At 75.3% G+C, this 22,536-nt stretch carries 24 protein-coding genes; 8 read left to right on the plus strand and 16 right to left on the minus strand.

Translation table 11 applies throughout. The features are described 5' to 3' along the window. The first annotated feature begins 149 nt into the window (after positions 1-149). The 8 genes from VKK44_RS11660 (at position 150) to VKK44_RS11695 (ending at position 7,623) form a co-directional block, all read left to right on the plus strand. Positions 150-1,196 carry a LacI family DNA-binding transcriptional regulator gene (locus tag VKK44_RS11660; protein WP_343446937.1) on the plus strand — a complete coding sequence of 349 codons (1,047 nt, stop codon included), beginning with the start codon at positions 150-152 and terminating at the stop codon, positions 1,194-1,196. 97 nt (positions 1,197-1,293) lie between these two features. Further along, entirely contained in the window at positions 1,294-2,637 is a 1,344-nt protein-coding gene (locus VKK44_RS11665; protein ID WP_343446938.1) for an ABC transporter substrate-binding protein, read from the plus strand. A gap of 26 nt (positions 2,638-2,663) precedes the next feature. Beyond that, positions 2,664-3,644, plus strand: a complete 981-nt coding sequence (locus VKK44_RS11670) for a carbohydrate ABC transporter permease (protein ID WP_343446939.1) — start codon at positions 2,664-2,666, stop codon at positions 3,642-3,644. Positions 3,645-3,742: 98 nt separating this feature from the next. Further along, complete coding sequence (locus VKK44_RS11675) at positions 3,743-4,504, plus strand: carbohydrate ABC transporter permease (RefSeq protein WP_458351661.1); 762 nt, start codon at positions 3,743-3,745, stop codon at positions 4,502-4,504. Then, entirely contained in the window at positions 4,501-5,145 is a 645-nt protein-coding gene (locus VKK44_RS11680) for a hypothetical protein (protein ID WP_343446942.1), read from the plus strand. Before VKK44_RS11675 ends, VKK44_RS11680 begins: the two co-directional genes overlap by 4 nt. Then, entirely contained in the window at positions 5,142-6,032 is an 891-nt protein-coding gene (locus VKK44_RS11685) for a DUF6807 domain-containing protein (RefSeq protein WP_343446943.1), read from the plus strand. Before VKK44_RS11680 ends, VKK44_RS11685 begins: the two co-directional genes overlap by 4 nt. Further along, positions 6,029-7,012, plus strand: coding sequence for a sugar kinase (locus VKK44_RS11690; protein ID WP_343446944.1), 984 nt, complete (start codon positions 6,029-6,031; stop codon positions 7,010-7,012). Before VKK44_RS11685 ends, VKK44_RS11690 begins: the two co-directional genes overlap by 4 nt. Then, entirely contained in the window at positions 7,009-7,623 is a 615-nt protein-coding gene (locus VKK44_RS11695) for a bifunctional 4-hydroxy-2-oxoglutarate aldolase/2-dehydro-3-deoxy-phosphogluconate aldolase (RefSeq protein ID WP_343446945.1), read from the plus strand. Before VKK44_RS11690 ends, VKK44_RS11695 begins: the two co-directional genes overlap by 4 nt. Here VKK44_RS11695 and VKK44_RS11700 read toward each other — a convergent pair. The 16 genes from VKK44_RS11700 to VKK44_RS11775 all read right to left on the minus strand — a co-directional run bounded on the left by VKK44_RS11700 (position 7,616) and on the right by VKK44_RS11775 (position 22,312). Next, positions 7,616-8,380: a hypothetical protein gene (locus VKK44_RS11700; protein ID WP_343446946.1), complete on the minus strand. Its 765-nt coding sequence runs from the start codon at positions 8,378-8,380 to the stop codon at positions 7,616-7,618. The two genes, VKK44_RS11695 and VKK44_RS11700, sit on opposite strands and share 8 nt — an antisense overlap. Positions 8,381-8,407: 27 nt before the next feature. Further along, positions 8,408-8,884: a hypothetical protein gene (locus tag VKK44_RS11705; protein ID WP_343446947.1), complete on the minus strand. Its 477-nt coding sequence runs from the start codon at positions 8,882-8,884 to the stop codon at positions 8,408-8,410. Beyond that, positions 8,881-9,798 carry a hypothetical protein gene (locus VKK44_RS11710; RefSeq protein ID WP_343446948.1) on the minus strand — a complete coding sequence of 306 codons (918 nt, stop codon included), beginning with the start codon at positions 9,796-9,798 and terminating at the stop codon, positions 8,881-8,883. Before VKK44_RS11710 ends, VKK44_RS11705 begins: the two co-directional genes overlap by 4 nt. Further along, positions 9,795-10,391, minus strand: a complete 597-nt coding sequence (locus VKK44_RS11715; RefSeq protein ID WP_343446949.1) for a phage tail protein — start codon at positions 10,389-10,391, stop codon at positions 9,795-9,797. Before VKK44_RS11715 ends, VKK44_RS11710 begins: the two co-directional genes overlap by 4 nt. Next, positions 10,372-13,047 (minus strand): putative baseplate assembly protein, encoded by a 2,676-nt coding sequence (locus VKK44_RS11720; RefSeq protein ID WP_343446950.1) that lies wholly within the window; start codon positions 13,045-13,047, stop codon positions 10,372-10,374. The genes VKK44_RS11715 and VKK44_RS11720 overlap by 20 nt, the downstream gene beginning before the upstream one ends. Further along, entirely contained in the window at positions 13,044-13,517 is a 474-nt protein-coding gene (locus VKK44_RS11725) for a GPW/gp25 family protein (protein ID WP_343446951.1), read from the minus strand. Before VKK44_RS11725 ends, VKK44_RS11720 begins: the two co-directional genes overlap by 4 nt. Further along, positions 13,514-13,852, minus strand: coding sequence for a hypothetical protein (locus VKK44_RS11730; protein ID WP_343446952.1), 339 nt, complete (start codon positions 13,850-13,852; stop codon positions 13,514-13,516). Before VKK44_RS11730 ends, VKK44_RS11725 begins: the two co-directional genes overlap by 4 nt. Next, a complete protein-coding gene (locus VKK44_RS11735) occupies positions 13,852-15,450 on the minus strand; it encodes a phage baseplate assembly protein V (protein ID WP_343446953.1) in 1,599 nt (532 codons plus the stop codon). Before VKK44_RS11735 ends, VKK44_RS11730 begins: the two co-directional genes overlap by 1 nt. A 28-nt stretch (positions 15,451-15,478) precedes the next feature. Then, on the minus strand, positions 15,479-16,237 hold the full coding sequence (locus tag VKK44_RS11740) for a CIS tube protein (RefSeq protein WP_343446955.1): 759 nt from the start codon (positions 16,235-16,237) through the stop codon (positions 15,479-15,481). After that, positions 16,237-16,728, minus strand: a complete 492-nt coding sequence (locus VKK44_RS11745) for a hypothetical protein (protein ID WP_343446956.1) — start codon at positions 16,726-16,728, stop codon at positions 16,237-16,239. Before VKK44_RS11745 ends, VKK44_RS11740 begins: the two co-directional genes overlap by 1 nt. 1,198 nt (positions 16,729-17,926) lie before the next feature. Further along, positions 17,927-18,409: a phage tail protein gene (locus tag VKK44_RS11750; protein WP_281941795.1), complete on the minus strand. Its 483-nt coding sequence runs from the start codon at positions 18,407-18,409 to the stop codon at positions 17,927-17,929. A gap of 1 nt (position 18,410) precedes the next feature. Then, positions 18,411-19,637 carry a phage tail sheath family protein gene (locus VKK44_RS11755; protein ID WP_343446957.1) on the minus strand — a complete coding sequence of 409 codons (1,227 nt, stop codon included), beginning with the start codon at positions 19,635-19,637 and terminating at the stop codon, positions 18,411-18,413. Between the two features lie 15 nt (positions 19,638-19,652). Continuing rightward, the gene (locus tag VKK44_RS11760; RefSeq protein ID WP_343446958.1) at positions 19,653-20,336 is read right to left on the minus strand and encodes a peptidase associated/transthyretin-like domain-containing protein; all 684 of its coding nucleotides are present in this window, start codon (positions 20,334-20,336) and stop codon (positions 19,653-19,655) included. Further along, positions 20,333-20,941 carry a glycine zipper family protein gene (locus VKK44_RS11765; protein WP_343446959.1) on the minus strand — a complete coding sequence of 203 codons (609 nt, stop codon included), beginning with the start codon at positions 20,939-20,941 and terminating at the stop codon, positions 20,333-20,335. The genes VKK44_RS11760 and VKK44_RS11765 overlap by 4 nt, the downstream gene beginning before the upstream one ends. A 14-nt stretch (positions 20,942-20,955) precedes the next feature. Next, positions 20,956-21,291 carry a hypothetical protein gene (locus VKK44_RS11770; protein WP_343446960.1) on the minus strand — a complete coding sequence of 112 codons (336 nt, stop codon included), beginning with the start codon at positions 21,289-21,291 and terminating at the stop codon, positions 20,956-20,958. Between the two features lie 214 nt (positions 21,292-21,505). Continuing rightward, positions 21,506-22,312, minus strand: a complete 807-nt coding sequence (locus VKK44_RS11775; RefSeq protein WP_343446961.1) for an LppM family (lipo)protein — start codon at positions 22,310-22,312, stop codon at positions 21,506-21,508. Positions 22,313-22,536: the final 224 nt, after the last annotated feature.

Genomic DNA, 22,536 nt, shown 5'->3' on the forward strand with positions numbered 1-22,536 from the left:
CCTATCAATCCGCATTGGTGCGTTTTTATGCACTCCCCGGGAGCGGTACCGCAATCGAGCCGTAACAATGGACCGTTGACACCGGCGCAACCGTTTGCATTAATTGGCGACACCCGTGACCCCCACCACATCGGACGAGGGAGCCCGCCGTGCCAGCCACCATCCGGGACGTCGCCCGGGCCTCCGGCGTGCACATCTCCACCGTCTCCCGCACGTTCTCGGCCCCGCACCTGGTCAACCCGGAGACCCGGGTCCGGGTGCTGGCCTGTGCGGAGGACCTCGGCTACCGGCCCAACCGGGCCGCCCGGGCCCTGATCACCGGCCGGACGCACAACATCGGCCTGATCGTGGCCGACATCGCCAACCCGTTCTTCCCGCCGCTGATCAAGGCCGCGGAGGGGCAGGCCCGGCACCGCGACTACCACGTGTTCGTGGCCGACACCAACGAGGACGTGGTCGCCGAGGAGGACCTGGTCCACGCGCTCGCCAAGCAGGTCGACGGCGTGCTGCTGTGCAGCCCCCGGATGAGCAACAGCCTGATCGAGCAGGTCAGCCGCGAGGTCCCGGTGGTGGTGATAAACCGCCAGGTCGCCGGCCTGCCCTGCGTGATGATGGACGTCGGGCAGGGCGCCCGGTCCGCGATCGAGCACCTGCTCGGCCTCGGCCACCGGCGGATCGCGCTGCTCGGCGGCCCGCGCGGCTCCTGGACCGCCCGGGAGATGCGCCGGGCCGCCTCGGCAGCCGCCCGGGGCGGCGGCGCCGAGCTGACCCTGCTCGGCCCCAACCAACCCACCGAGACCGGCGGCGGCGCGCTCGCCGACCAGGTACGCCGCAGCGGCGTCACCGCCGTGCTCGCCTACAACGACCTGATGGCGATCGGCCTGATCGAAGGGCTGGACGCGCTGGGGCTGCGGGTGCCCCAGGACGTCAGCGTGGTCGGCGTCGACGACATCGCGCTGAGCCGGCTCACCCGCCCCAAGTTGACGACGGTGGCCACGCCGACCGCGGCCGCCGGCCGGACGGCCGTCGACATGCTGCTGCAACTCGACTCCGACGCGCCGCGTGGCGTGCGGGGCCGGGGCGCGTCGGCCGGCGACCGTCGCACCACCGCACAGGTAATGCTCCAGACCGTACTGGTCGTTCGCGACTCGACCGGGCCCGTTCCCGAGCCCGGTCGGGACGGCGCCGGGGCCTGAGCAGGTGGCCCGGGCCCGCATAGCGGTGCGGACCCGGGCGACCCGTGGACGGCCACCGGTGACGTCGTCGCCTCCCACAGCCGAGGAGTGAGCGCAGATGCACCCCGCAACGTCCCCCACCGCCGGCGCACCCGCCGGGCGGACCCACCGTACCCTCCTGTCCCGACGTCGATTCGTCCGTGGTCTCGCCGCCGTCGCGCTGGCCGCGCCGCTCGCGCTGGGCGCGGCCGGCTGCGGCGACGACGACGCCGCCGGTGACGGCGGCCCGGTCAAGCTCTCCGTCTTCTGGTGGGGTGGCGAGGCCCGGGCCAAGCTCACCGAGGACGCCCTCGCCCTCTACACGAAGAAGCACCCCGACGTGACGTTCGAGAAGACCTGGCAGGCCAACCAGGGCTACTTCGACAAGCTCGCCACGCTGACCGCCGGCGGCAACCCGCCCGACCTGTTCCAGATCGACGACAACTACCTGGCCGAGTACGCCGGTCGCAGCACCACACTCGACCTGGGCAGCTACCGCGACTCCGGCAAGCTCGACGTGTCGAAGTTCCCGAAGAGCCTGCTGGAGTACGGCGTCGTCGACGGCAAGCTCGCCGGGGTGGCCGCCGGGGAGAACACCCAGGGCCTGGTCTACAACAAGACGCTGCTGACGAAGAACGGGCTGCCGGAGCCGACCACCGGGATGAGCTGGGAGGAGCACATCGCCTGGGCGGAGCAGGTGGCGAAGAAGACGAAGGTCCCCGGCACCCAGGACCCGAGCGCCGACTACAAGGCGCTCTGGGTCTGGCTGCGCCAGCAGGGCAAGGACCTGTACAAGGGCAAGGAACTCGGCTTCACGGTCGAGGACGTGACGAAGTGGTTCGAGCTGTGGAAGGGCGCCCGCGACTCCGGCGCCACCCCGACCGCCGACGTCATCCACCAGGGCAACGCCACCGACATCACCAAGCAGCTCGTGGTCACCGGCAAGGCGGCCACCTCCTGGGTCTGGGCGAACCAGATGCCGGACCTGAAGAAGAACACCAAGGACGAGCTGGGCGTGGTCGCCTACCCGGGTGACCCGAGCGCCCAGTGGGCCCGCGCCTCCATGTACTGGTCGGTGTTCAAGGGCAGCAAGCACCGCGACGTCGCGGTCGACGTGATCAACTTCCTGAACAACGACCCGGAGGCGGTCGCGCTGCTCGGCACCGACCGGGGCCTGCCGTCGAACATGGACCTGCGGGCCAAGGTCAGTGAGAGCGCCACCGACCCGGCCATGAAGCAGTCCATCCAGGTCGAGTCCGACCTGGCGCAGAAGTTCGGTCCGTCCCCGCAGGTCCCGATCAAGGGACACAGCAAGGTCAAGTCCGAGCTGACCAAGGCCGCCGAGAACGCCCAGTACGGCCGCGCCACCCCGGCCCAGGCGGCGGAGCAGTTCGTCACCGCCTGCAAAGCCGCGATCGCCTGACCCCTCGACGGAAAGGATCCGGATCCGTGGCCCTCACCACGGCGCCCGGCCGGAGCCCACGAACCGGACCGGTCGGCCCCCGCCCCACGCGGCGCGGGGCCGGCCGGGCCCGGCTCGGCGAGGGCCTGGCAGGGTACGTCTTCCTCTCGCCCTGGCTCATCGGACTGATGGGCATCACGGCGCTTCCCATGCTGCTCTCGCTCTGGCTGAGCTTCACCGACTACGACATCCTCACCCCGCTGTCCGAGGTGCGCTGGGTCGGGCTGGCCAACTACGAGCGGATGTTCACCGCCGACCCGTCGTACTGGCACGCGGTGCGCGTCACGCTGACGTTCGCGCTGGTCGCCGTGCCGCTGAAGCTGGCCGCCGCGCTCGGCGTGGCACTGCTGCTCAACCGCACCTGGCGCGGCGTCGGACTGTTCCGGGGTCTGTTCTACCTGCCGTCGCTGCTCGGCGGCAGCGTCGCGCTGGCCATCGTCTGGGTGAACATGTTCAACCGGGACGGCGCGTTCAACTCGTTCCTCGCGCTCTTCGGCGTCGAGGGGCTGCCCTGGGTCGCCGACCCGGACTGGGCGCTCCAGACGCTGATGGTGCTGGCGATCTGGCAGTTCGGCGCGCCCATGGTGATCTTCCTGGCCGGGCTCAAGCAGGTCCCCGTCGAGCTGTACGAGGCGGCCTCGGTCGACGGCGCCGGCGCCTGGCGCAAGTTCCGCGCCGTCACCCTGCCCATGCTCTCCCCGGTGATCTTCTTCAACCTGGTGCTGGAGACCATCCACGGCTTCCAGGGCTTCACCGCCGCGTTCGTGCTCAGCAACGGCACCGGCGGCCCGGTCGACTCCACGCTGATGTACACGCTCAAGCTCTACATCGCCGGCTTCACCGACCTGGAGATGGGCTACGCCTCGGCGATGGCCTGGGTGTTCCTGCTGGCCATCGCGCTCATCACGGCCGTGCTCTTCAGCACCGGCCGGTTCTGGGTGCACTACTCGGACGGAGACGACTCGTGACCGCCGCCCCGGCCCGCCACCGGACGGGCAACCGGCAGGCGCTGCGCCTGCTGGTGCTCGTGGCGATCGTGGCGGTGGTGCTCTATCCGCTGATCTGGATGCTCGGCACCTCGGTCAAGTCACCGGCCGAGATCGTCAACAACATCGGCCTGTTGCCGGAGGAGTTCACCCCCGGCAACTACGCCGAGGGCTGGACGAACTTCGACGTCAGCTTCGGCCGGTTCTTCCTGAACAGCGCCTTGGTCAGTCTGCTCACCGTGGTCGGCAACGCGCTGTCCTGCCTGCTGGCCGCGTACGCCCTGGGGCGGTTGCGGTTCCGGCTGCGCAAGGCGTGGTTCACCGTCATGATCGGCACCCTGCTGCTGCCCGGGCACGTGCTGATCGTGCCGCAGTACATCCTGTTCCGCAGCCTCGGCCTGGTCGGCGGCGACTGGCCGTACCTGCCGCTGCTCATCCCGCACTTCCTGGCCACCGAGGCGTTCTTCGTCTTCCTCATGGTGCAGTTCATGCGCGGCATCCCCCGCGAGCTGGACGAGGCCGCCAAGATCGACGGCGCGTCGCCGTACGGCGTCTTCCGGCACGTGATCCTGCCGCTGAGCCGCCCCGCGCTGGTCACCACCGCGATCTTCTCGTTCATCTGGACCTGGAACGACTTCTTCCGGCAACTGGTCTACCTGTCCACGCTGGAGGACTACACCGTCCCGGTGGCGCTGACCCTGTTCATCGACTCGACCAGCCAGAGCGCGGTCGGCCCGATGTTCGCCATGTCGGTGCTGTCCCTGCTGCCGGTGTTCCTGTTCTTCCTCGCGTTCCAGCGGATGCTGGTCGAGGGCATCAACACCAGCGGGCTGAAGGGATGAACGCCGAGGCCCCCCGCCGGGACTGGCGGGACACCGTGGCCGAGGCGGCCGACCTGGCGCTGCTCGGCCTCGCCGTGGCGGTGGCGTCGCTGCCGGTGCTCACGCTCGCCCCGGCCGTCGCCACCGCCTCCGCCGCGCTGCACGACCGGGCCGTCACCGGGAGCTGGCCGCCGGCCCGGACCAACCTGACCCGGTTCGGCCGCGCGGTACCCGCCGGCACGGCGGTCAGCGCCGTCGTGCTCGCGGTCGCCGCGCTGCTCGCCGTCGACCTGCTGGCGCTGGCCACCGGCCGGGTGCCCGGCGGCGGGCCCGCCCTGGCGGTCACCGCCGTCGTGGTCGCGGCGCTGCTCGGGTACGCCGGCCTGGTCGCCGTCGCGGTCGGACGCACCGGGGGCCGGGGCTGGCGACCCGCCGCCCGGTCGACGGCGCGCACCTGCGCGCGGCACCCCGGCGCCTGGGCCGCCGCGGCCGGGATCGGCGGGCTCGCCGCGCTGCTCGCCGCGCTGGTCACCCCGGTGGCGGTGCCGATCCTCGGCGGGTACGCCCTCGCCGCGCTGCACGCGGTGGACGCCCGACGCCGGGCGCGTGCGCCGGAACCGCCGGACGCCCGTCCCGCCACGCTCGGGCCGGCGGCGTCGTGACCGCCGGCCCCCACGCCGCCGCGGCGGGACCCGCCGTCGACGCCGAGCCCGGCGAGGAGCGCCTGGTCGTGGCCGGGGTCGAGGTGGCCCGCTACGTGGTCCGCCCCGACCTCGACCCGCGCCACGGCCCCCGGCCCTACCTGCACCCGGTGCGGACCCGCGCCGGCACCCCGGTCACCGACGCGCTCCCGGCCGACCACGTGTGGCACCTCGGCGCGTCCCTCGCCGTGCAGGACGTGGCCGGCGCCAACCTCTGGGGCGGCCGGACGTACGTGCGCGGCACCGGCTACACCTGGCGCGACGACCACGGCGTCATCGCCCACACCGGCTGGCGGGACCGGACCGCCGACCGGCTCGACCACGACCTCGACTGGCGGGACGCCGACGGCCGGACGCTGCTGCGCGAGCACCGCCGGCTCACCGCCGCGCCGGCCGGGGACGACGCCTGGTGGCTCGACCTGTCCGCCACCCTCACGTCCGCCACCGGCGCCGACGTCCACCTGGGCAGCCCGGCCACCAACGGCCGCCCCGGCGGCGCCGGCTACGGCGGCTTCTTCTGGCGGGCGGCCGGCGGCCCGGAACCCCGGGTGTGCACCGCGGACGCGGCCGGCGAGGAGGCGGTCAACGGCTCGGCCGCGCCCTGGCTGGCGCTGTCCGGCACCGCGCCGGGCGGCGGCGCGTACACGCTGGTGTTCAGCGGGCTGGGGCCGGGCGACAGGTGGTTCGTCCGTACCGCGATGTACCCGGGCGTCTGCGTCGCGTACGCGTTCGACCGGCCGGCGGTGGTCGCCGCCGACCGACCCCGCCGCAACCGGCACCGGGTGCTCGTCGTCGACGGCCACCTGGACCGGGCCGAGGTCGAGCGGCGGCTGGAGGCCGTGCCGTGAGCGGACCGGAGGTCGCCTGCGTGGGGGAGACCATGGTGGTGCTCGCGCCCGACGACGGCGGGCCGCTGGAGCACGCCGACCGGCTGGCGGTCGGCGTCGGCGGCGCGGAGTCCAACGTGGCCATGGGACTGGCCCGGCTCGGCCACCGCGCCGCCTGGGTCAGCCGGGTCGGCGACGACCCGTTCGGCCGCCGGGTGGTCGCCGAGATCGCCGCCGCCGGGGTGGACGTCCGCGCGGTCACCGTCGACCCGGCCGCGCCGACCGGCGTCTACCTCAAGGACCCTGGCCCGGCCGGCACCCGGGTCCACTACCACCGCGCCGGATCCGCGGCGAGCCGGCTCGGCGTGCCGGACCTGACCGACCCGCGGCTGGCCGGGGTGCGGCTGCTGCACCTGTCCGGGATCACCGCCGCGCTCTCCGACTCCTGCCGGGAGCTGCTCGCGTACGCGCTGACCGGGCGGGCGCTGCCCGGCGCCCGGACCACGTTCGACGTGAACCACCGCCCCGCGCTCTGGCCCGCCGACCGGGCCGCCCCGGTGCTGCGGGACCTGGCCGACCGCGCCGACGTGGTGCTCGTCGGGCTGGACGAGGCGGCGACGCTCTGGGGCAGCGCCGACCCGGCCGCCGTCCGCGACCTGCTGCCCGGACCGGAGTTGGTGGTGGTCAAGGACGGGCCGGTCGGCGCGACCGCGCTGCCGCGTACCGGGCCGGCGGTCTTCGTGCCGACGCCCCCGGTGGACGTGGTGGAGCCGGTCGGCGCCGGGGACGCGTTCGCCGCCGGCTTCCTCGCCGGGCTGCTGCGCGATCTCGACCTGCGCGCCTGCCTGCGGTTGGGTCATCTCACCGCCGCGCCGGTGCTGGCCGCGTCGGGCGACACCGCGCCGCCGCCCGATCCGGCCGGGATCGCCCGGGCGCTGGCGTTGACGGACCGGGACTGGGCGGTGCCGGCGAGGCGCCGCGACGAAGGGAGCGGCACATGATCGAGCACGACTTCGCACCGCTGTTCGGCGACGGGCGGGTCATGGTGATCCTGCGCGACCTGCCGCCGGAGGAGACGGTCCGGCTCGCGGAGCTGGCCTGGGATCTCGGCATCGGCGTGGTGGAGGTCCCGATCCGTACCCCGGGGGCGGTGCCCGCGCTGCGCGCCGCGGTCACCGCCGGACGGCGCCGGGACCGGCTCGTCGGCGCCGGCACGGTCCGCACCCCGGCCCAGGTCCGCCAGGCGATGAGCGCCGGGGCGGCGTTCACCGTCGCCCCCGGCCTGGACCTGACCGTCGCGGACACGGCGCGCGGCTACGGCATCCCGCACCTGCCCGGCGTGGCCACCCCGACCGAGGCGCAGCGGGCGCTCGACCACGGCCTGGTCTGGCTCAAGGCGTTTCCGGCGGTCAGCCTCGGCCCGGCCTGGTTCCGGGCGGTCGCCGGGCCGCTGCCGGAGGCGCGGTTCGTGGCCACCGGCGGCATCGACGCCGGCAACGCGGGCGACTTCCTGGCCGCCGGCGTACGCGTGGTGGCGGTCGGCTCGGCGCTCACCGACCCGGCGCAGCTCCCACGCCTGGCCGCGCTCGCCACCGGCGACCCGGTCAGCTGACGGTGCGGCCGGACGTCGTCACGGTGGTCCGCACCGCCTTGACGATCGCCGGGATCGAGCCGACCAGCAGCACCAGCGCCCAGATGACCGCCACCACCGCGAAGACCACCGCGCCCAGGTCGTCGACGACGCTGACCAGGATCACCGGCACCAGGCCGTGCAGGAACTGCAACACCACGGTGCACAGCAGCGTGGTCGACGCCAGCAGCACCAGCCCCCTGTTGCGCAGGAAGCGCGGCTGTGCGGCCAGCAGCAGCCCGGCCCAGACCAGCTTGAGCAGCAGCGCCAGCCCGAGCAGCACGGCCGCGTCGCCGACCGGGAAGAACCCCCACACCGCGAGGTACGCCAGCGTGCCGAACGGGACCGCCAGGAACAGCGAGACCATCACCGTCAGCTCGACGAACGCGACGACCAGCAGCACCAGCGACACCACCAGCAGCACCACCGAGAAGACCAGCGTGGCCGCGCCCTGCACCCGGCCCTGGACCCGGTCGGGCAGCACCAGGCTCAGCGCGAACAGCCCGGTGGTCCAGAGCGCCACCACGTCGATCAGCGCCAGGTAGCCGGTGCCCCGGCCGGACGGCTCGGCCACCGCGCCGACGTCGCCCAGCTCGACGCCGAGCCCGCCGGCGCTGTCCCGCAGCGCGGCGCCCGCGTCCCCGCCGCCGGTCAGCGCCGCCGCGCCCAGCTCCACGCCCACCACCAGCGCCACCGCCAGCAGCGCCAGCAGCAGGAACGGCTTCCGCAGCTCACCCATGTCGCGCCTCCCGGCGGTCGGGCCCGGTCAGGACCGGGCGAGCGTGACCGTGCACCCGCCACCTCCCGGGCACCGCAGGAGCACCTCGGTCTCCCGGTCCACCGCCACCGTCGCCACCGTCGCGCCGTCCGGCCCCGGCGTGACCTCGTCGGTGACCGTGACGTCCGCGTCGCCGGGCGCGCGGGCGGTCACCTCGAACGGCGTCGCGCCGCGCAGCACCAGCGTGCGCAGCGCGCCCGGGTCGGCGACGCGCAGCCGGCAGGTGGCGCCGAACGCGACCACCACCCCGTCGGCGGTGGTGGTCGGGTCGGTGGCCGGCGGCCCGCACGCCACGCCCACCGTCGCCGGGTCCACCGTGCCGGCGCCGCGTCCCAGCCGGGCCAGTGGTCCCGCCCCGGCAGCCGGGTCACCGGGGCCGTCGGGCCGCCCGGCCACCGCCACCACGTAGAGCACCACCAGCAGCCCGGCCAGCGCGACCACCAGCAGCTTCTGCCGACCGCTCATGCTCGGCCGACCGGGGTGAACCGGATCTGGTCGACGCCGGCGAAGTAGCGGTCGGTGCCCTGGGTCCGGCTCACCGCCACCAGCGTCAGCCGGTGCGTGCCCCGGGTCAGCTCCAGCGTGCCCACCTCCACGTCGTCGGTGCGCACCACGGTCGGCGTGAAGCCGAGGAACGTGTCACCCACCTGCCGGCCGTCGACCAGCCAGATGGTGTTCGCGTAGTCGAACGAGGTGGTGCGCACCGTGGAGAACCGCCAGGTGCCGTCCGCCGGCAGGTCCACCGGCACGGTCACCCGGTCGCCGACCGCCCGGCCCAGAAAGAACAGTTGCGCGTCGCCGGACCACGTCACGTCGCAGCAGTTCTCCTGCGCCACCACCTCGGCCTTCGCGGCGGTGGTGGACCGGACCTCGGCGGCGGCCACCAGCGTCTCCGCCTCCACGGTCACCGCCGCCGGCCGCGGCGGCGACGTCTGTTCCGGGCGGGTCACCAGCCAGACCGCCACGCCGGTCACCACCAGCAGCAGCACCGCCGCGGCGGCCAACCACGGCCACGGCGTACGCTTCGGCGGCGCGACCGCCCGCACGTCGTACGTCACCCGGCCGCTGGACCGGGAACTCTCCTCCGGGGCGGTGTTCGCCGAGTACGCGAACCCGGTCATGTCGTACCGCCGGGGCGGGGTGCCGGGCGGCACCGCGAGCCGGACCAGCACCGACACCGATCCCTGGCCGGGCACCACCCGCTGCGGCTCGGTCACCGTGAACCAGGCCCGCTGGCTGCCCTCGCCGGGCGCCACGTCGAACACCACGGTGTCCGGCGCCGGTCCCGGGTTCGACACGGTGAAGGTCAGCTCCCCGGCGTTGCGGGCGTCCAGGGTGAACTGTCCGGCGGCGGCGACGACTGTCCATTCGGTGGTCATGACGGCTCCTCGGGCGGCTCGTGGGGCGGGGGTGGGGGCACGTGCGCCCGGCCGGCCGCGCGTACCGGCCCGGGCGGGGGTGGGTCGTCGGCGGGGCCGACCACCTCGACGGTGACCGCGGCCGGTTTCTCCGCCTCGACGATCCGGCCGATCAGCGCCAGCCGGTCCGCGGCGGCCGTCGGCACCCGCACCACCAGGTGGAACGGCCGGTCCGCCGGCTCGTCCAGCACGAACCCGGTCACCCCGGTGGCCAGCTCCAGCGCGGTGCGCATCCCGTACGGGGTGCCCCGCCAGCGGGCCAGCAGCGCGCCGTGCGCGACCAGGTCCCGCAGCCGGCCCAGCGGCAGCGGCAGCGGCGCGTCGACGCGCGGCGCGGCGACCACGTGATCCATCGCCACCCAGCGGGTCAGGTACGCCACGAACCCGTCCGGCGTCCGGTACGGCCCGAACAGCGCGTCGACGTCGGCGAGCACCGCCTCGTCCGGGGCGTGCAGCGCCTCCATCACGTCCAGCAGCGCGCCCAGCACGCTGCCCGGGCCGGCGGCCCGCTGGTACGCGGCCGGCAGCAGCCGCTCAATCGCCGTTCGGCGCATCCTGCCGCACCACCTCGATGTCGTGCTCGCCGGAGCAGAGCAGCCAGGTGCCGGGAACGGTGACCACGTCGGCGGTGGACTGGTTGGCGCTGGCCACCCAGTCCTCGCCGTCGCCGCTGCGGTACACGCCGCGCTCACCGCCGGCCAGGACCAGCCGCCCGGCGCCGGACGGGTCGGCCGGCGCGGTGGCGGCGATGGCGTCCACCGGCGAGAACCGGGTCCGGTCCCGCAGCGGCAGCCCGCAGTTGACCATCACCGGCCGCCACTGCGGCTGCCCGGCGAGGGTGTCCAGCCGCACCACGCCGCCGCTCTGCGTGGCCGCCAACGCCATCGGACCGCTGAACGCCAGGTCCCGGCAGGTGCCGCCGATCCAACCGGCGGACATCGACTGCCACTGCACGTCGGACTCGAACAGCCGGGTGCGGTGGGCGCCCTGGCCGGGCTTCTTCGGGTCGGGCTCGCCCGCGCCGCACCACAGCAGCGTGGCCGGGCCGTCGTACTGCACGGCCAGCACCCGGTTGTCCACGTTGGCCAGGCCGACGTGGGTGAACGTGCCGGGGCGGCCGGCCGCGACGGACAGGTAGACGCCGAAGCCGGCCTGCGCGGCGACCGCCACGCCGGGCGCGCCGCGCTCGGAGACGAACGAGCTCACCGCGTAGAAGCCGCGGTCGGCGTCGGCCGGGTCGACCAGGATCTGCAACGGCACCGCGCCGGGCAGCAGCGGCACCTCGTACAGGCCGGCGTCGGTGGCCAGCAGCAGCGCGCCGGAGCCGTCCCGGTCGATCCAGGCCAGGTCCCGCACGCCGGAGTCGAGGTCGGTGAGCAGCGTCCACGTCTCGCCCAGGTCGGTGCTCAGCCGCACCCGGGAGCCACCGGCGTCGCGGGCGGTCACCACCGCCACCGAACCGGCCCGGGGCACCACGCCGGGGCGGACCGGGGCGGGCGCGGGCGCCACCCGGACCACCGTCTCGTCGTCGAACCGGCCGGCCGGCTCCCAGCCCGCGCCCGCGTCGGTCGAGCGGAACAGCACCGGCCCACGCCCGGCGTACCAGGTGTCCGGCTGGTACCGGTCCACCGCGACGGTCCGGACCTGCGCGTCCGGCGCCTCGTCGACCACGAACCGCACCGACTCGACGTACCGCACGCCCGGCTCGGCGTGCTCCAGCATCCGGTAGACGTTCGACGCGCGCAGCGGCTCGCCGAACGCCCAGCCGGTCGGGTTGAGCGGCGTCGGCAGCGGGCTGAGCGTCTGGTGCAGCCGGTCGTGGATGCGGCGGCGGACCGCGTCGACGTCCTCCTCGCGGCGCACCACCACCCGGGCCCGGACCGAGACCGCCTTGTAGCGGGCCCAGCCGGCCCGCACCGCCGTGCCCAGCGCGCGGCGGCGCTCCAGGTCGGCCTCGACCCGGCGGCGTGCCTCCTCCACCTCGTGCTCGCGCAGCACCGCCACCGGCAGCCGGCCGCCGGGGCGGGCCGCCGCCGGCACGTACGGCACCAGCACCACCTCCACCTCGCCCGGCCGGGCGAAGCTGTAGACGGCGGCCCGGGTGAACGCCCGCGCCCGTGCCACCGCGCCGGAGCCGGTGGCGAGGACCTCGAAGTCGCGTGCGGTGACCGCGCGCTGCTGGGCGAAGAACTCGTACGGCCCGCGGGCCAGCACCGACTCCAGCGCCTCCAGCTCCCGGCCGCCGGTGGCCGGGAGCGGGTTCGTCACCCGCAGCCCCGGCAGCGGGTCGCGCAGGCTGGTCAGCACGCCGGCGGCCACGTTCCCGGCCGGCCCGCCGCCGCACCGGTACCAGAGCCGCACCTGCCGCCCGGCCGGCGGCACCGCCGCCACCGTGGTCACCTCGGCCACCGCCGTCGCCGCCCCGGCCGCCCCCTCGACGGCCGGGCCGGCCGGACCTGCGGCGTCCGCCCCGGCCGGCTCTCCGGCCTCCGGGCGCAGGTCCAGCGCGGGGGCGAACGTGACCACCCCGCAGGCGCGGTCGACCAGGTAGACCTTGGCCTGCGGGCCGACGCCGGCGAAGCTGTCCACCGGCCGCCAGATCTCGTACGTGCGCCCCTCGTGCTCGCGCGCCGCGGCGCCCAGCTCCACCGAGCCGGCCGGCACCTCCACGCCGAGCAGCAGGTCCAGCGCCTCGGTGGTGCGGGTCAGCGGCGCGCGGGCGGCCCGGAACGCCTGCCCCGGTTGGCCGGTGCCGGTGCCCAGCAGCTCGGCCTCGACCGGCTCGCAGTGGTGCACGCATACCGTCACCTCGGTCTCGCCGGCGGGCAGCAGGGCCGGTTCGGTGGTCACGAAGACGACCGGCCGGGGGTCGGCGCCGCGGGCGGCGGCGACCCGGGTGCCGGCCGGCACCCGCACCGGGCCGCGATCGGGGCCGGTGCGGGTGAGGCGCACGTCCGCCCAGGCCGCCGCCGGCGGGTGCCGGGTCGCGCCGAGCAGGTTCAGGAACGCCACGTACGCCTTCTCCGGCAACTGGTTCAGCCGGTAGATCATCACCTCGGTCAGGTAGGCGAACGCCTCCAGCAACGCCATCCCCGGGTCGTGCGCGGACAGGTCGGTCCAGTCCGGGCAGGAGCGGCGGATCCGTTCCCGGGCCTCGGTGACCAGGTCGAGGAAGGCGCGGTCGTCCAGGTGCGGCACCGGCAGCGTCATGGCGTGATCTCCTCACCGGGCCGGCCGGCGGGCCGGTCGCCCGGGTCGTCGCCGGGCTCGTCGTCGGGCGGCAGCAGGTCGACGGAGAACACGAGCTGGCCGGGGGAGAGGCTGGCCCGCACCCGGTAGTCCAACCGGATCACCAGGCGCCACGGGTCGTCCCGGTCCGGGCCGGCGTCCACGTCGAGCACCTCCACCCGCGGCTCCCAGCGCCGGATCGCCTGCCGGACATAGTGGATGGCCAGGCCGGCGGTGGTGTCGTCGTTCGGCGCGAAGACCAGCCGGTGCAGCCGCGACCCGTACCCGGGACGCATCAGCCGCTCACCCGGCGTGGTGGACAGCAGCAGGCACAGCGCCTGGCGTACCGCCTCGTCGCCCTCGGTCATGGCGAGCCCGCCGGCCGCGGTCAACGCGAGGCCGCCGGCGCGGCCGGCGTCGAAGCCGGCGCCGACGAACCGGAACGCCCTCACCGGTCCGCCCCCAGGAACATCTGCCGCGGGTCGCGGACCTGGTGGTGCACGGTCCCCGGCGGCGTGCCGTCGGTGAGGCCGTCCAGGTGCGACAGCACCACCGGCTGCCGGTCCACCCGCACCCAGGCGCTGTAGCCCACGGTCACGGTCATCGTGTGCAGGCACGGTTTGACCGTCGGGCCGTAGTTCGGGCAGGCGGTGACGCCGCGCCCCTCCGGGTCGGGCCGCACCAGCACCGGCACGCCCCGCACGGTGACCCAGTGCTGCGACGGGCGGTTCGCCACCCGCCCGTCGTGGCCGCAGGTGATCAGCGAGTCGCGGTGGATCCAGCGCATCAGCCACCTCCGGAGGCGCGGGCGAGCGTACGGGCCTGGGCGGCGGCGGTCTCGGCGTCCTCGACCGCCGGGGCGTGCAGGAAGTCGACGGTCCTCGCGCGCACCACCATCGCCCGGCCCGGCGCGGAGAGCACCAGGTCACCGGCGGCGTGCACGGTGGTCAGCTCGGGACGCAGCTCGATGAAGCTGCCCGCGTCGGTGGCCAGCCGCAGCGTGCGCCCGTCGTCGTCGATCACGATGGACTGGCCGGTGCCGGTCCGCATCGACCAGCGGCGGGACCGGCCGGAGACGATCCCCGCGTCGTACGGCTCGACCGCGCCGAACAGCGAGCCGAGCACCACGCCCGAGGCCGGCTCGCCGCCCGGCAACGCCACCAGCACGGTGTCCTCCGGGTCGGGCAGCGCGACGATCCCCTTGCCCCGGCCGGCGCCCGGACACAGCACGGCGAGCCAGCCGGCGTCCAGGTCCCCGTACGCGGGCAGCGTCACCCGGGCCCGGCCCAGCCCGTCCGGATCGTCGACGGCGGTGACCGTGCCGAGCGTGACGGTCGCCGCCGGCGGCGTCGCGACCGGCGGCGGCTCGGGCGGGACGGTGGAGAACCGGGTCAGGTGCCCGTCCGCGTCCACCGTGTGCACCACCTCGGTCAGCACGTACACGCCGGCCACCGGCTCCGGGACGCCGGCCAGCGCGATCCGGCGGCCCGGCCGCAACGCCGGGTCGCCCTCGGCCGTGCCCTCGACCGTGACCAGCGCGGCGACCCGCGCGTCCAACCCGGCCTGGGCCAGCGCGGCCAACTCGTCGTCGCTGCGCCCCGGCTGGTCCACCGCGGTACGCACCCCGCCCGCGCCGACGTCGCCCGGCTCCGGGCGCAGCGGGATCCGCCGCCCGCTGCGCGCCTCGCCGGCCCGCTGCCCGAGCGGCTCGGCGCGCTGCGGGTGCCAGCCCAGCGCCGCACACTCCGCGCCGGCCCGGTCCAGGTTCTCGGTGATCCGCAGCGCGTGCACGGTCCCGCCGAGCGTCAGCGGCACCGGCTCGCCGTGGCCGTCGAGGGTGAGCAGCCGCAGCCGGTCGCCGTCCACGCCCAGATGCAGGCCGGCCCGCCCGGCCACCTCGCACAGCAGCTCCAGGTCGGTGTGCCGGTGCTGGAGCAGCCGGTCCAGGCGCGGCCCGTCGGCCTCGGCGACCACCTCCAGTCCCAGCCCCGCGCACAGCGCCCCGGCCAGCTCGGCGGCCGTCACCGACTCGAACACCCGCAGCTCCTGCCGTTTGCGCAGCCGGTGCAGCGGGTCGTACGCCCGGATCCGCAGCAACGCGGCGCCGTCGCCCGCGTACTCCACCTCGACGGCGGTCACCTCGCCGGTGAACAACGCGTCCGGGTGGCCGTCGAGGCGGACGTCGAGCGTCGCGCCGGGGCGTACCGGTGGGTCGAGGGCGCCCGCGCCGGGCGCGGTGGCCAGCACCAGCTCGCACTGCGTCGGCCGGTCCAGCCGGGCGGCGACCCGGACCCCGCGCAGCCGCGCCGGGTCGGCCAGCGGCCGGCCGTCCACGCTCACCGCCGCCGCCCGGCTCACCGCACGCTCCCGGTCGTGGCGTGGCATGCCCCCGGGGTGGTCGCGCCGGGCCCGGTCACGGCGCACCTCCCGTCGTGGTGGCGTCCGGCGGCGGCGCGGTGACGCCGCCCGCCGGCACCGCCAGCACGGTGCCGGCCGGCACCGTGAGCGGGTCGGTGATCCGGTTGTGTTCGGCGAGCAGCCGCCACCGCAGCGGGGAACCCAACGCGTCGTGGGCGAGCAGGTCGAAGCGCACCCCCGACCAGCCCGGCTCGGCCGCGCCGTCCGCGGCGGCCACCACCGCCGACCCGGGCGTCACGGTCGGGGTGCTCGCGGCGGCCAGCTCCGCCTCGAAGCCGGCCTGGGCCGCCTCGGCGCTCTCCGCCACCCGGACCAGCCGCAGCCGCAGCCAGGACCGCCGGGGCGTGCCGGTGAGCGTGAACGCGTCGAAGCGTTCCGCGATCGCCGCGATCACGCCCGGCACGTTCCAGGTCTTGCCCCAGACCAGCCGGACCAGCGGCGGGCGCGGCCAGCCGTGCTCGACCGCCGAGTTCTCGGCGAGCATCCACAGCGGGCGGGTCAGCGCGCGGACGTCGTCGGGACGGGCCGGGGACTCCACGAAGTCGATGTCGAAGAGCAGGTCCAGCACCAGCTCGGTGCGCCCGCCGCCGGTGAAGACGAGCGGGTCGTCGGCCAGGCCGGCGCCGGTGAGCGACCCGTCCGGCCCGCCGCGCGGGCGTACCCCGGCCAGCCGGGTGACCTGCACGCTCTCCGGGTTGAGCAGGCAGTCGACCCGGGTGCCGGACTCGTCCACGAGGAAGGCGACGCGCTCCATCAGCCACCCGCCTGTTCCCGGTCCAGCCGGGCGTCCCGGAACAGGGCGCCCCGCGCGGCCGACGCCCGGGGCGACGGCTCGTCCGGCAGCGCCGGCCACGGGCTCCGGTGTGCCGTGCCCGCTTCGGTCGTCCCGCTCGCACCGGCCGGCCGCCCCACCCCGGACGGTCGCCCCGCGCCGGCCCGGCCCGCGCCGGTCCCGTCCGGCAGGGCCGGCCACGGGTCGACCGGACGGCGCAGGTCCGCGTCGTGCGCCGTCGGCCCCGTCGCCGGGTGCGGTCCCCGCCACGACAGCGGCACCGGATACCCGCCGCCGCGTACCGGGTCGGGCCCGTCGACCGATCTCTGCGGTGTGCGGGAGAGCGGACGCGCCGCCTCCGCGGGTCCGGCGGTGGCGTCGCCCGGCTCCCGGCCGCCACGACGGGAGCCGGCCGCCGCGTGTCGGCCCGGCGCCCGCGACCAGTCCGGCCCGCTCCCACCGGGTCCGTCCACCCGGTCCGTGTCCTGGTCGGGCCATCCCGCACGCCGTGCTCGCCGCCCCGACCGGTCGGCCCCGGTCGACCCGGCCGCGCGGGCCGACCCGGCTGCGGCGCTCGACCCGGGGATGCCGTCGTGACCGGGCGTGCCGCCGTTGCTCGATGTGGCGTGTCCCGGCGCGCTGCTCCGTTCCGGTGCGCCGGCCGAGCCTGCGGTGTCACCCGGCCATCCGGTGTCACCCGGCCATCCGGTGTCACCCGGCCATCCGGTGGCGGCCGATTGTGCGGCATCGTCGCGCCTCGGTGTGCCGGGACGTGTCGGGGCGCCGCCGCCGAATGCCGCTGAGGCTCCGGAAGCCGCCGCGTCAGGTGCGGCTGACCCGGTAGCCCGGAATCCGGCAGCGCGGAATCCGGCAGCGCGGAATCCGGCAGCGCGGAATCCGGCAGCGCGGAATCCGGCAGCGCGGAATCCGGCAGCGCGGGATCCGGCATCCGCCGTGAGGCCGGAGGACACCGCCCCGGACGTGGCCCGGGACGCGGCCCGGGTCGGGTCGGCCCAGGCCGGCGGCAAGCCCCGGCCCGTCGGTTGCGTGCCGGCCGGACCCCGGCCCGTCGGCTCCCGGCCCGGTCCGGCGTTCGCCTCACTCGGAGCGGGGTACGACTCCCGGTCGGTCCACGCCGTCTCGCCGTCCGTGTCGGAGCCGATGTCCGCCGCGAAAGGTAAGCCGTGGGGCCACCGTCCACCGCCCCCCGTGCTGCCACGGGACGGGATGCCCGTCCCAACATTCGAGAGGCCCTGAAGATCTTGGTAGGAAGCGGCCCGCAGGGGGGCCATTTCGTACCGAGATCCCGCCGAGCCGAGCCGCCGGGAGTCGACGCCGCCGGTCAGGCGTGCCCGCCACCCCCGCCACCCCCGCCACACCCGGCCCCACCCCGTCCCGGCCCACGCGGCACGGTCGGTGATCAAGGAGTTCGGGTCGGTCGCGCGGTCGGAACCGACGCCAACTCCTTGATCATCGCCGGGGGGCGCGGGGTGGGGGAGGTCCCGGAGAAGGCCGGGGGCGTGGGCGGCCACCAGGCGGAGCCAGTGCTCGGGCGGCTCGCCGGGGCGGCGCGACGGCAGGGCCGCCGACGGCACGGTGGGCGCCCGGCGGGCGGCGGGCGGCGGGTCCGTGAGGCGGTCGGCGGTGGCCCGCAGCGCGCGGGCCAGCCGGTCACGCGGTCGCCGGGGCGGTCGCACTGCCGGACTCCAGCTCCAGGCCCTCGTACGCCAGGGTCAGCGCCTCGATGGCGATCTCCTGGGAGAGGGTGTTCAGGTGGGCGCCCCGCCACCGGGTCGGCCAGGCGTTGATCATGTTCCAACGCAGCACCTCGGCGGTGCCGGCCGGGTCGAGCAGCACCACGGAGACGTTGCGCCGGTTGACCGTGCCCTTCGCCGCCGCGTTCACCCAGTCCCACAGCTCCCGGGCGTTGGTCAGGCCGAAGTGGAGCGTCACCGGGGCGTACTCGACCTGCCCGGGGACGGCGCGGATGCGCTCGTTGCCGGCCTCCCGGTACGCCAGCGACGGTATCGCCACCTCGAAGCCGCTGACCTCGGTGAAGTGCCCGTTGGTGATGCCGTTGATGAGCAGCTTGAAGTGGTACGCCCGGTACGGGTCGACGGGCGCGCCCGGCTGCGGGGTGGCCGTGGTCGGCATGTCAGCCTCCGATCGTCTCGGTCTCGGTGCCGCCGGCCCACTGGCTCAGCTTGAACACCACGAACTCGGCGGGCTTGACCACCGCGATGCCGATGTGCGCCACCACCATCCCGGCGTCGCGCACGTCGGCCGAGTTGGTCTCCTCGTCGCACTTGACGAAGAACGCCTCCTCCGGCGTGCGGCCGAGCAGCGCGCCGTCACGCCACACCCGGGTCAGGAACGCGCCGATGTCGCGCCGGATGGAGCGCCACAGCGTGAAGTCGTTCGGCTCGAACACCATCCACCGGGTGCCGTTGGCGATGGCCTGCTCGATGGAGATGGCGAGCCGCCGCACGTTCAGGTAGCGCCACTCGCTGGCCTCGGCGGCGAGCGTACGGGCGCCCCAGAGGCGGATGCCCTCGCCGGCGAAGAACCGGATCACGTTGACGCCCTTGGGGTTGAGCACGTCGTGCTCCGGCCGGGTCACCCGGTACGCCAGGTCCACCGCGCCGCGTACCGGCTCGTTGGCCGGCGCCTTGTGCACGCCGCGCAGCGCGTCCGTGCGGGCCCAGATGCCGGCCACGTGCCCGCTCGGCGGGGTGAGCACCAGGTCGCCGCCGAGCGGGTCGCGGACCCGGATCCAGGGGAAGTAGAAGGTGGCGAAGTCGGACTGCCGGGGCCGGTCGCCGCCGGTGCCGGGCGCGTCGTCGTCACTGTCCTTCGGCGTACCCTCGGCGGGTTTGCCGGTGGTGGGCTTGCCGGGCGTGGCGACCCGGGTGAGCCGGGAGACGTCGGTGACCTCGGGCGGCGGGTCGCAGATCGCCACCATGGTGCGCAGCCGCTCGGCGGTGCTGATCAGCGCCTCGTGCGACACCGGGTCGTGGTAGCCGGGCGCGGCCAGGATGGCGATCTCGTCGATCGCCTCCAGCAGTTGCAGGCCGCCGCGCCGCCCACCGGTGCCGGTGAGTTGGCCGCCCTCGCCGACGTTGACCACCCAGCACCGGGTGCCGCCGTTGTCCAGGAAGCCGAAGACGGCCCGGGCCAGCGGGGTGCTCTCCAGGTGCTCGCCGTCGGCGTAGAGCCGCAGGAACTCGGTCCAGCTGTTGACCGCCAGCGGGCGGTCGACGTGGGCGGTGCGGTCCGGCGCGACCCCGACGAAAGCGGCCGTGCTGGTGCCGACCGGGCCGATGGGGCGGGCCCCGGAGGGCACCTCCTCGACGTAGATGCCGGGGGAGAAGTAGGTGGGCATCGGTCCTCCTCGGAGTCAGGCGGGGGCGGGCACGACGATCAGGGCGTCGGCGGCCGGGTCGAACTCGGCGGTGTGCACGCGCCCCCGACCGATCAGCCGGATCCGTACCGGACGGTTCGGGGTGTCGGGATCGTGCGGCACGCCGACCAGCCGGAACCGGCCGGCGGTGTCGGTCTCGGTGGCCTGCGCGGTGCCGACCAGCTCCACCCGCATCGCGGCGAGCGGCTGGTCCTGCGGCCCGACCACCCGGCCGTCGAGCGTGCGCATGCCGAGCTGCCGTAGCCGCAGCGGCTGGCGCACCGGCGGCGCGGTCGGCGCCGGCCGGTCGATCCGGGCCGGCACGTCGAGCAGCAGCGCCGGCCGGGGCGGCACGCCGAACGCCCGCCACAGCGCCGGGTCGCCGGCGGCCAGCACCAGCTCCGCCCGGCCGGTCCCGCTGGTGGCGGCGGCGAGCACCCGGTCCAGCGCCGGCACCGCCGCCGGCCCGCCGCCGCTGACCAGCAGCCGGACCACGAAGCGGTACGGCTCGCGCGCCGCGCCGCCGGCCGCGGTCTGCCGGGCCGGCCGCAGCTCCAGCGGCCAGACCGTGAGCCCGCCGGCCGGGTCGTCGTGGGGCGGGCCGACCGGGACGGGCTCACCCGCCGTCCCGGTCAGCCAGGCCGCGACGTCCGCGACGGCCGCCTCGATGGCGCCGGTCATCGCGGCGGCGTCCCCTGGATCCGGTACGCGATGGCCTCGTTCCAGACGTGCGGGTAGACGCCGATCTCGAAGTAGCGGGTGAAGCGGTTGATCGGCGCGTTGGTGTGGTCGTGCCAGAGCAGCCACACCGGGGCGACGGTGAACAGCACGTAGTTGAGCGCGACCAGTGGCAGGTAGAGCGGGCCGAGCAGCCGGGCCTGGAACACGTGCACGTCCTCGTGCCGTTGGATGCCGGGGCTGGACCCGGCGCAGACCGTGCCGATGGTGGTGGCGTAGCGGGGCGAGACGCCCTCGACCACGTTGACCCGGCCGCTGCCGGCCGAGGCGGCCCGGTCGAGCTGGTGGCCGACGACCAGGTGCAGGGCCAGGTAGAGCGCCCCGGCGAACGTGTTGAGCAGGCTCCAGGTGTGGTCGACCACGAAGCGGAGGACGCCCTTCGCGTCGGCGCCGTAGGTGCCGGCCGAGGCGGTCGCCCAGCCGAAGGGCGCGCCGACGAGCAGCCCGACGACGGCGCCGACCAGCAGGCCGACGGTGCCGGCGGCGGCCTGCCCGAGCACCGCGCCGAAGACGATCTGCGCGGCGGCGCTGAGGATGCCGAAGACCATGACGGTCACCTCTCTCAGACCCAGGAGCGGACGAAGCGGGGCTCGCGCCCCTGGGCGAGCTGGGTGGGCGTCGCCTGCCGGTTGCCCGGGGGCAGCTGGTTGACGCCGAGCGCGGCGGAGAAGACGACCAGACCGTTGAAGAACGCGATGATCCACTTCTCCGGACCGGCGGCGTCGGCGAACGCGGCGGTCAGGTACGACAGCAGGAGCGCGAAGCCCAGTGCGATCCACTTGCGCGCCTTGTCGCCGCTCGGCCCGATGAGGCCGCCGATGACGTTGGTGGCGAGCAGGGTGGCGGCGCTGGCGCCGGTGAGGCTGCCCAGGGCGGCCCAGGTGAAGAGATCGTTCACGGCGATCCCCCTTTTCGACGGTGCGGTGGTGCGGTCTCGGGTGGGATGGTGCGGCGGTCACGGGTGCCCGCCCCGGTCGGTGGTGGCGCACCGGCGGGGTGCCGCCGGTCGGTCGGTCGCGGCCCGTCGGCCCGGAGGTCGTCGGCGCGGTTGGTGGGAACCGGGCGGCCGGCGCGGCCGGGAGGTCCCGGGCCGGCCGGCGCGGCCGGGAGACTCAGGTCGGCCGGTCGGCCGGGGGCGTCGGCGCGGTCGGTCCGGCCGGCGCGGGGGCGGGTGCGGACGGCGTTTCCGCCGGGACCGCCGGGCCGCCCCGGGAACGGCGCAGCAGCAGGACGATCACCACGGCGACGACCAGCAGCAGCGCGACCGCGCCGGCGACCAGCGGCAGCCAGGGCAGGGAACCGTCACCGGTCACGGCGGCGGCAGCGGTGGTGGCCGGCGGTGGCGGCGCCTCGGCGACGGCCCGCAACTCGGCCGGCTTGGGCTGGTTGGCGACGACCTTCCAGCTCACCGAGCGTCCGTTGACCGTGCCGTTGCTGTCGAGCACCCGACCGGGAAACGTCACGGAGATCTCGAACGCCATCAAGGTCATGAAGGCCTGCTGATTCCGTGGATCCTGTTCGGCCACCTTTCCGCCGTATTTCTTCGGGTCCAGCGGAAGGGAGAAGCGATAGAGATCGCCGTCCCGGACAAGATTCACGCTCTCGCTGGTGAATTGTGACAGCGGTGTTTTCCGGTAGGTGATCTGGATGCCGTAGAAGTTGGCGTCCTCGTATCGGCTCTCCGTGCCGGCGGGAAGCGTGGGAATGTTCTGCCGCAGTTCGGCGAAGGCCGCCGCGACGTCCGGGTTGCGCTGCGTGAGCACGGACTTCTCGGCGGTCAGCAGGAGCTGGCCGGAGACCGTGTCGTCGGTGCTCACGGTCAACCCGAGGTGGAGCTGCATGCATCCGCTCAGCGTCGCCACGAGGGCGAGACACACCGCGAGGCGGAATGCCCGGCTGCGGCGGAGTCTCGTATTCATGCGTTCAGTGTGGGCGGTCGGGGCGGGCTCGGCAGTCAGCGATCAGCCGCCGATTTGTCGCCGATCTTACCGGCCCCCGCTCCCCTTCGGACGACCCCGAAAACGTACGCGATCGATATCCTGAAAGGTTGTCACTCCGCCTTTCCCGGCGCCGGCTCCGCCGACGTGATCCAGAAGACCGGAATGCCCGCGACCACCAGCGGCCCGGCCGGCGCGCCGGCCGG

This window comes from Micromonospora sp. DSM 45708 (assembly GCF_039566955.1).
GTDB lineage: Bacteria > Actinomycetota > Actinomycetes > Mycobacteriales > Micromonosporaceae > Micromonospora.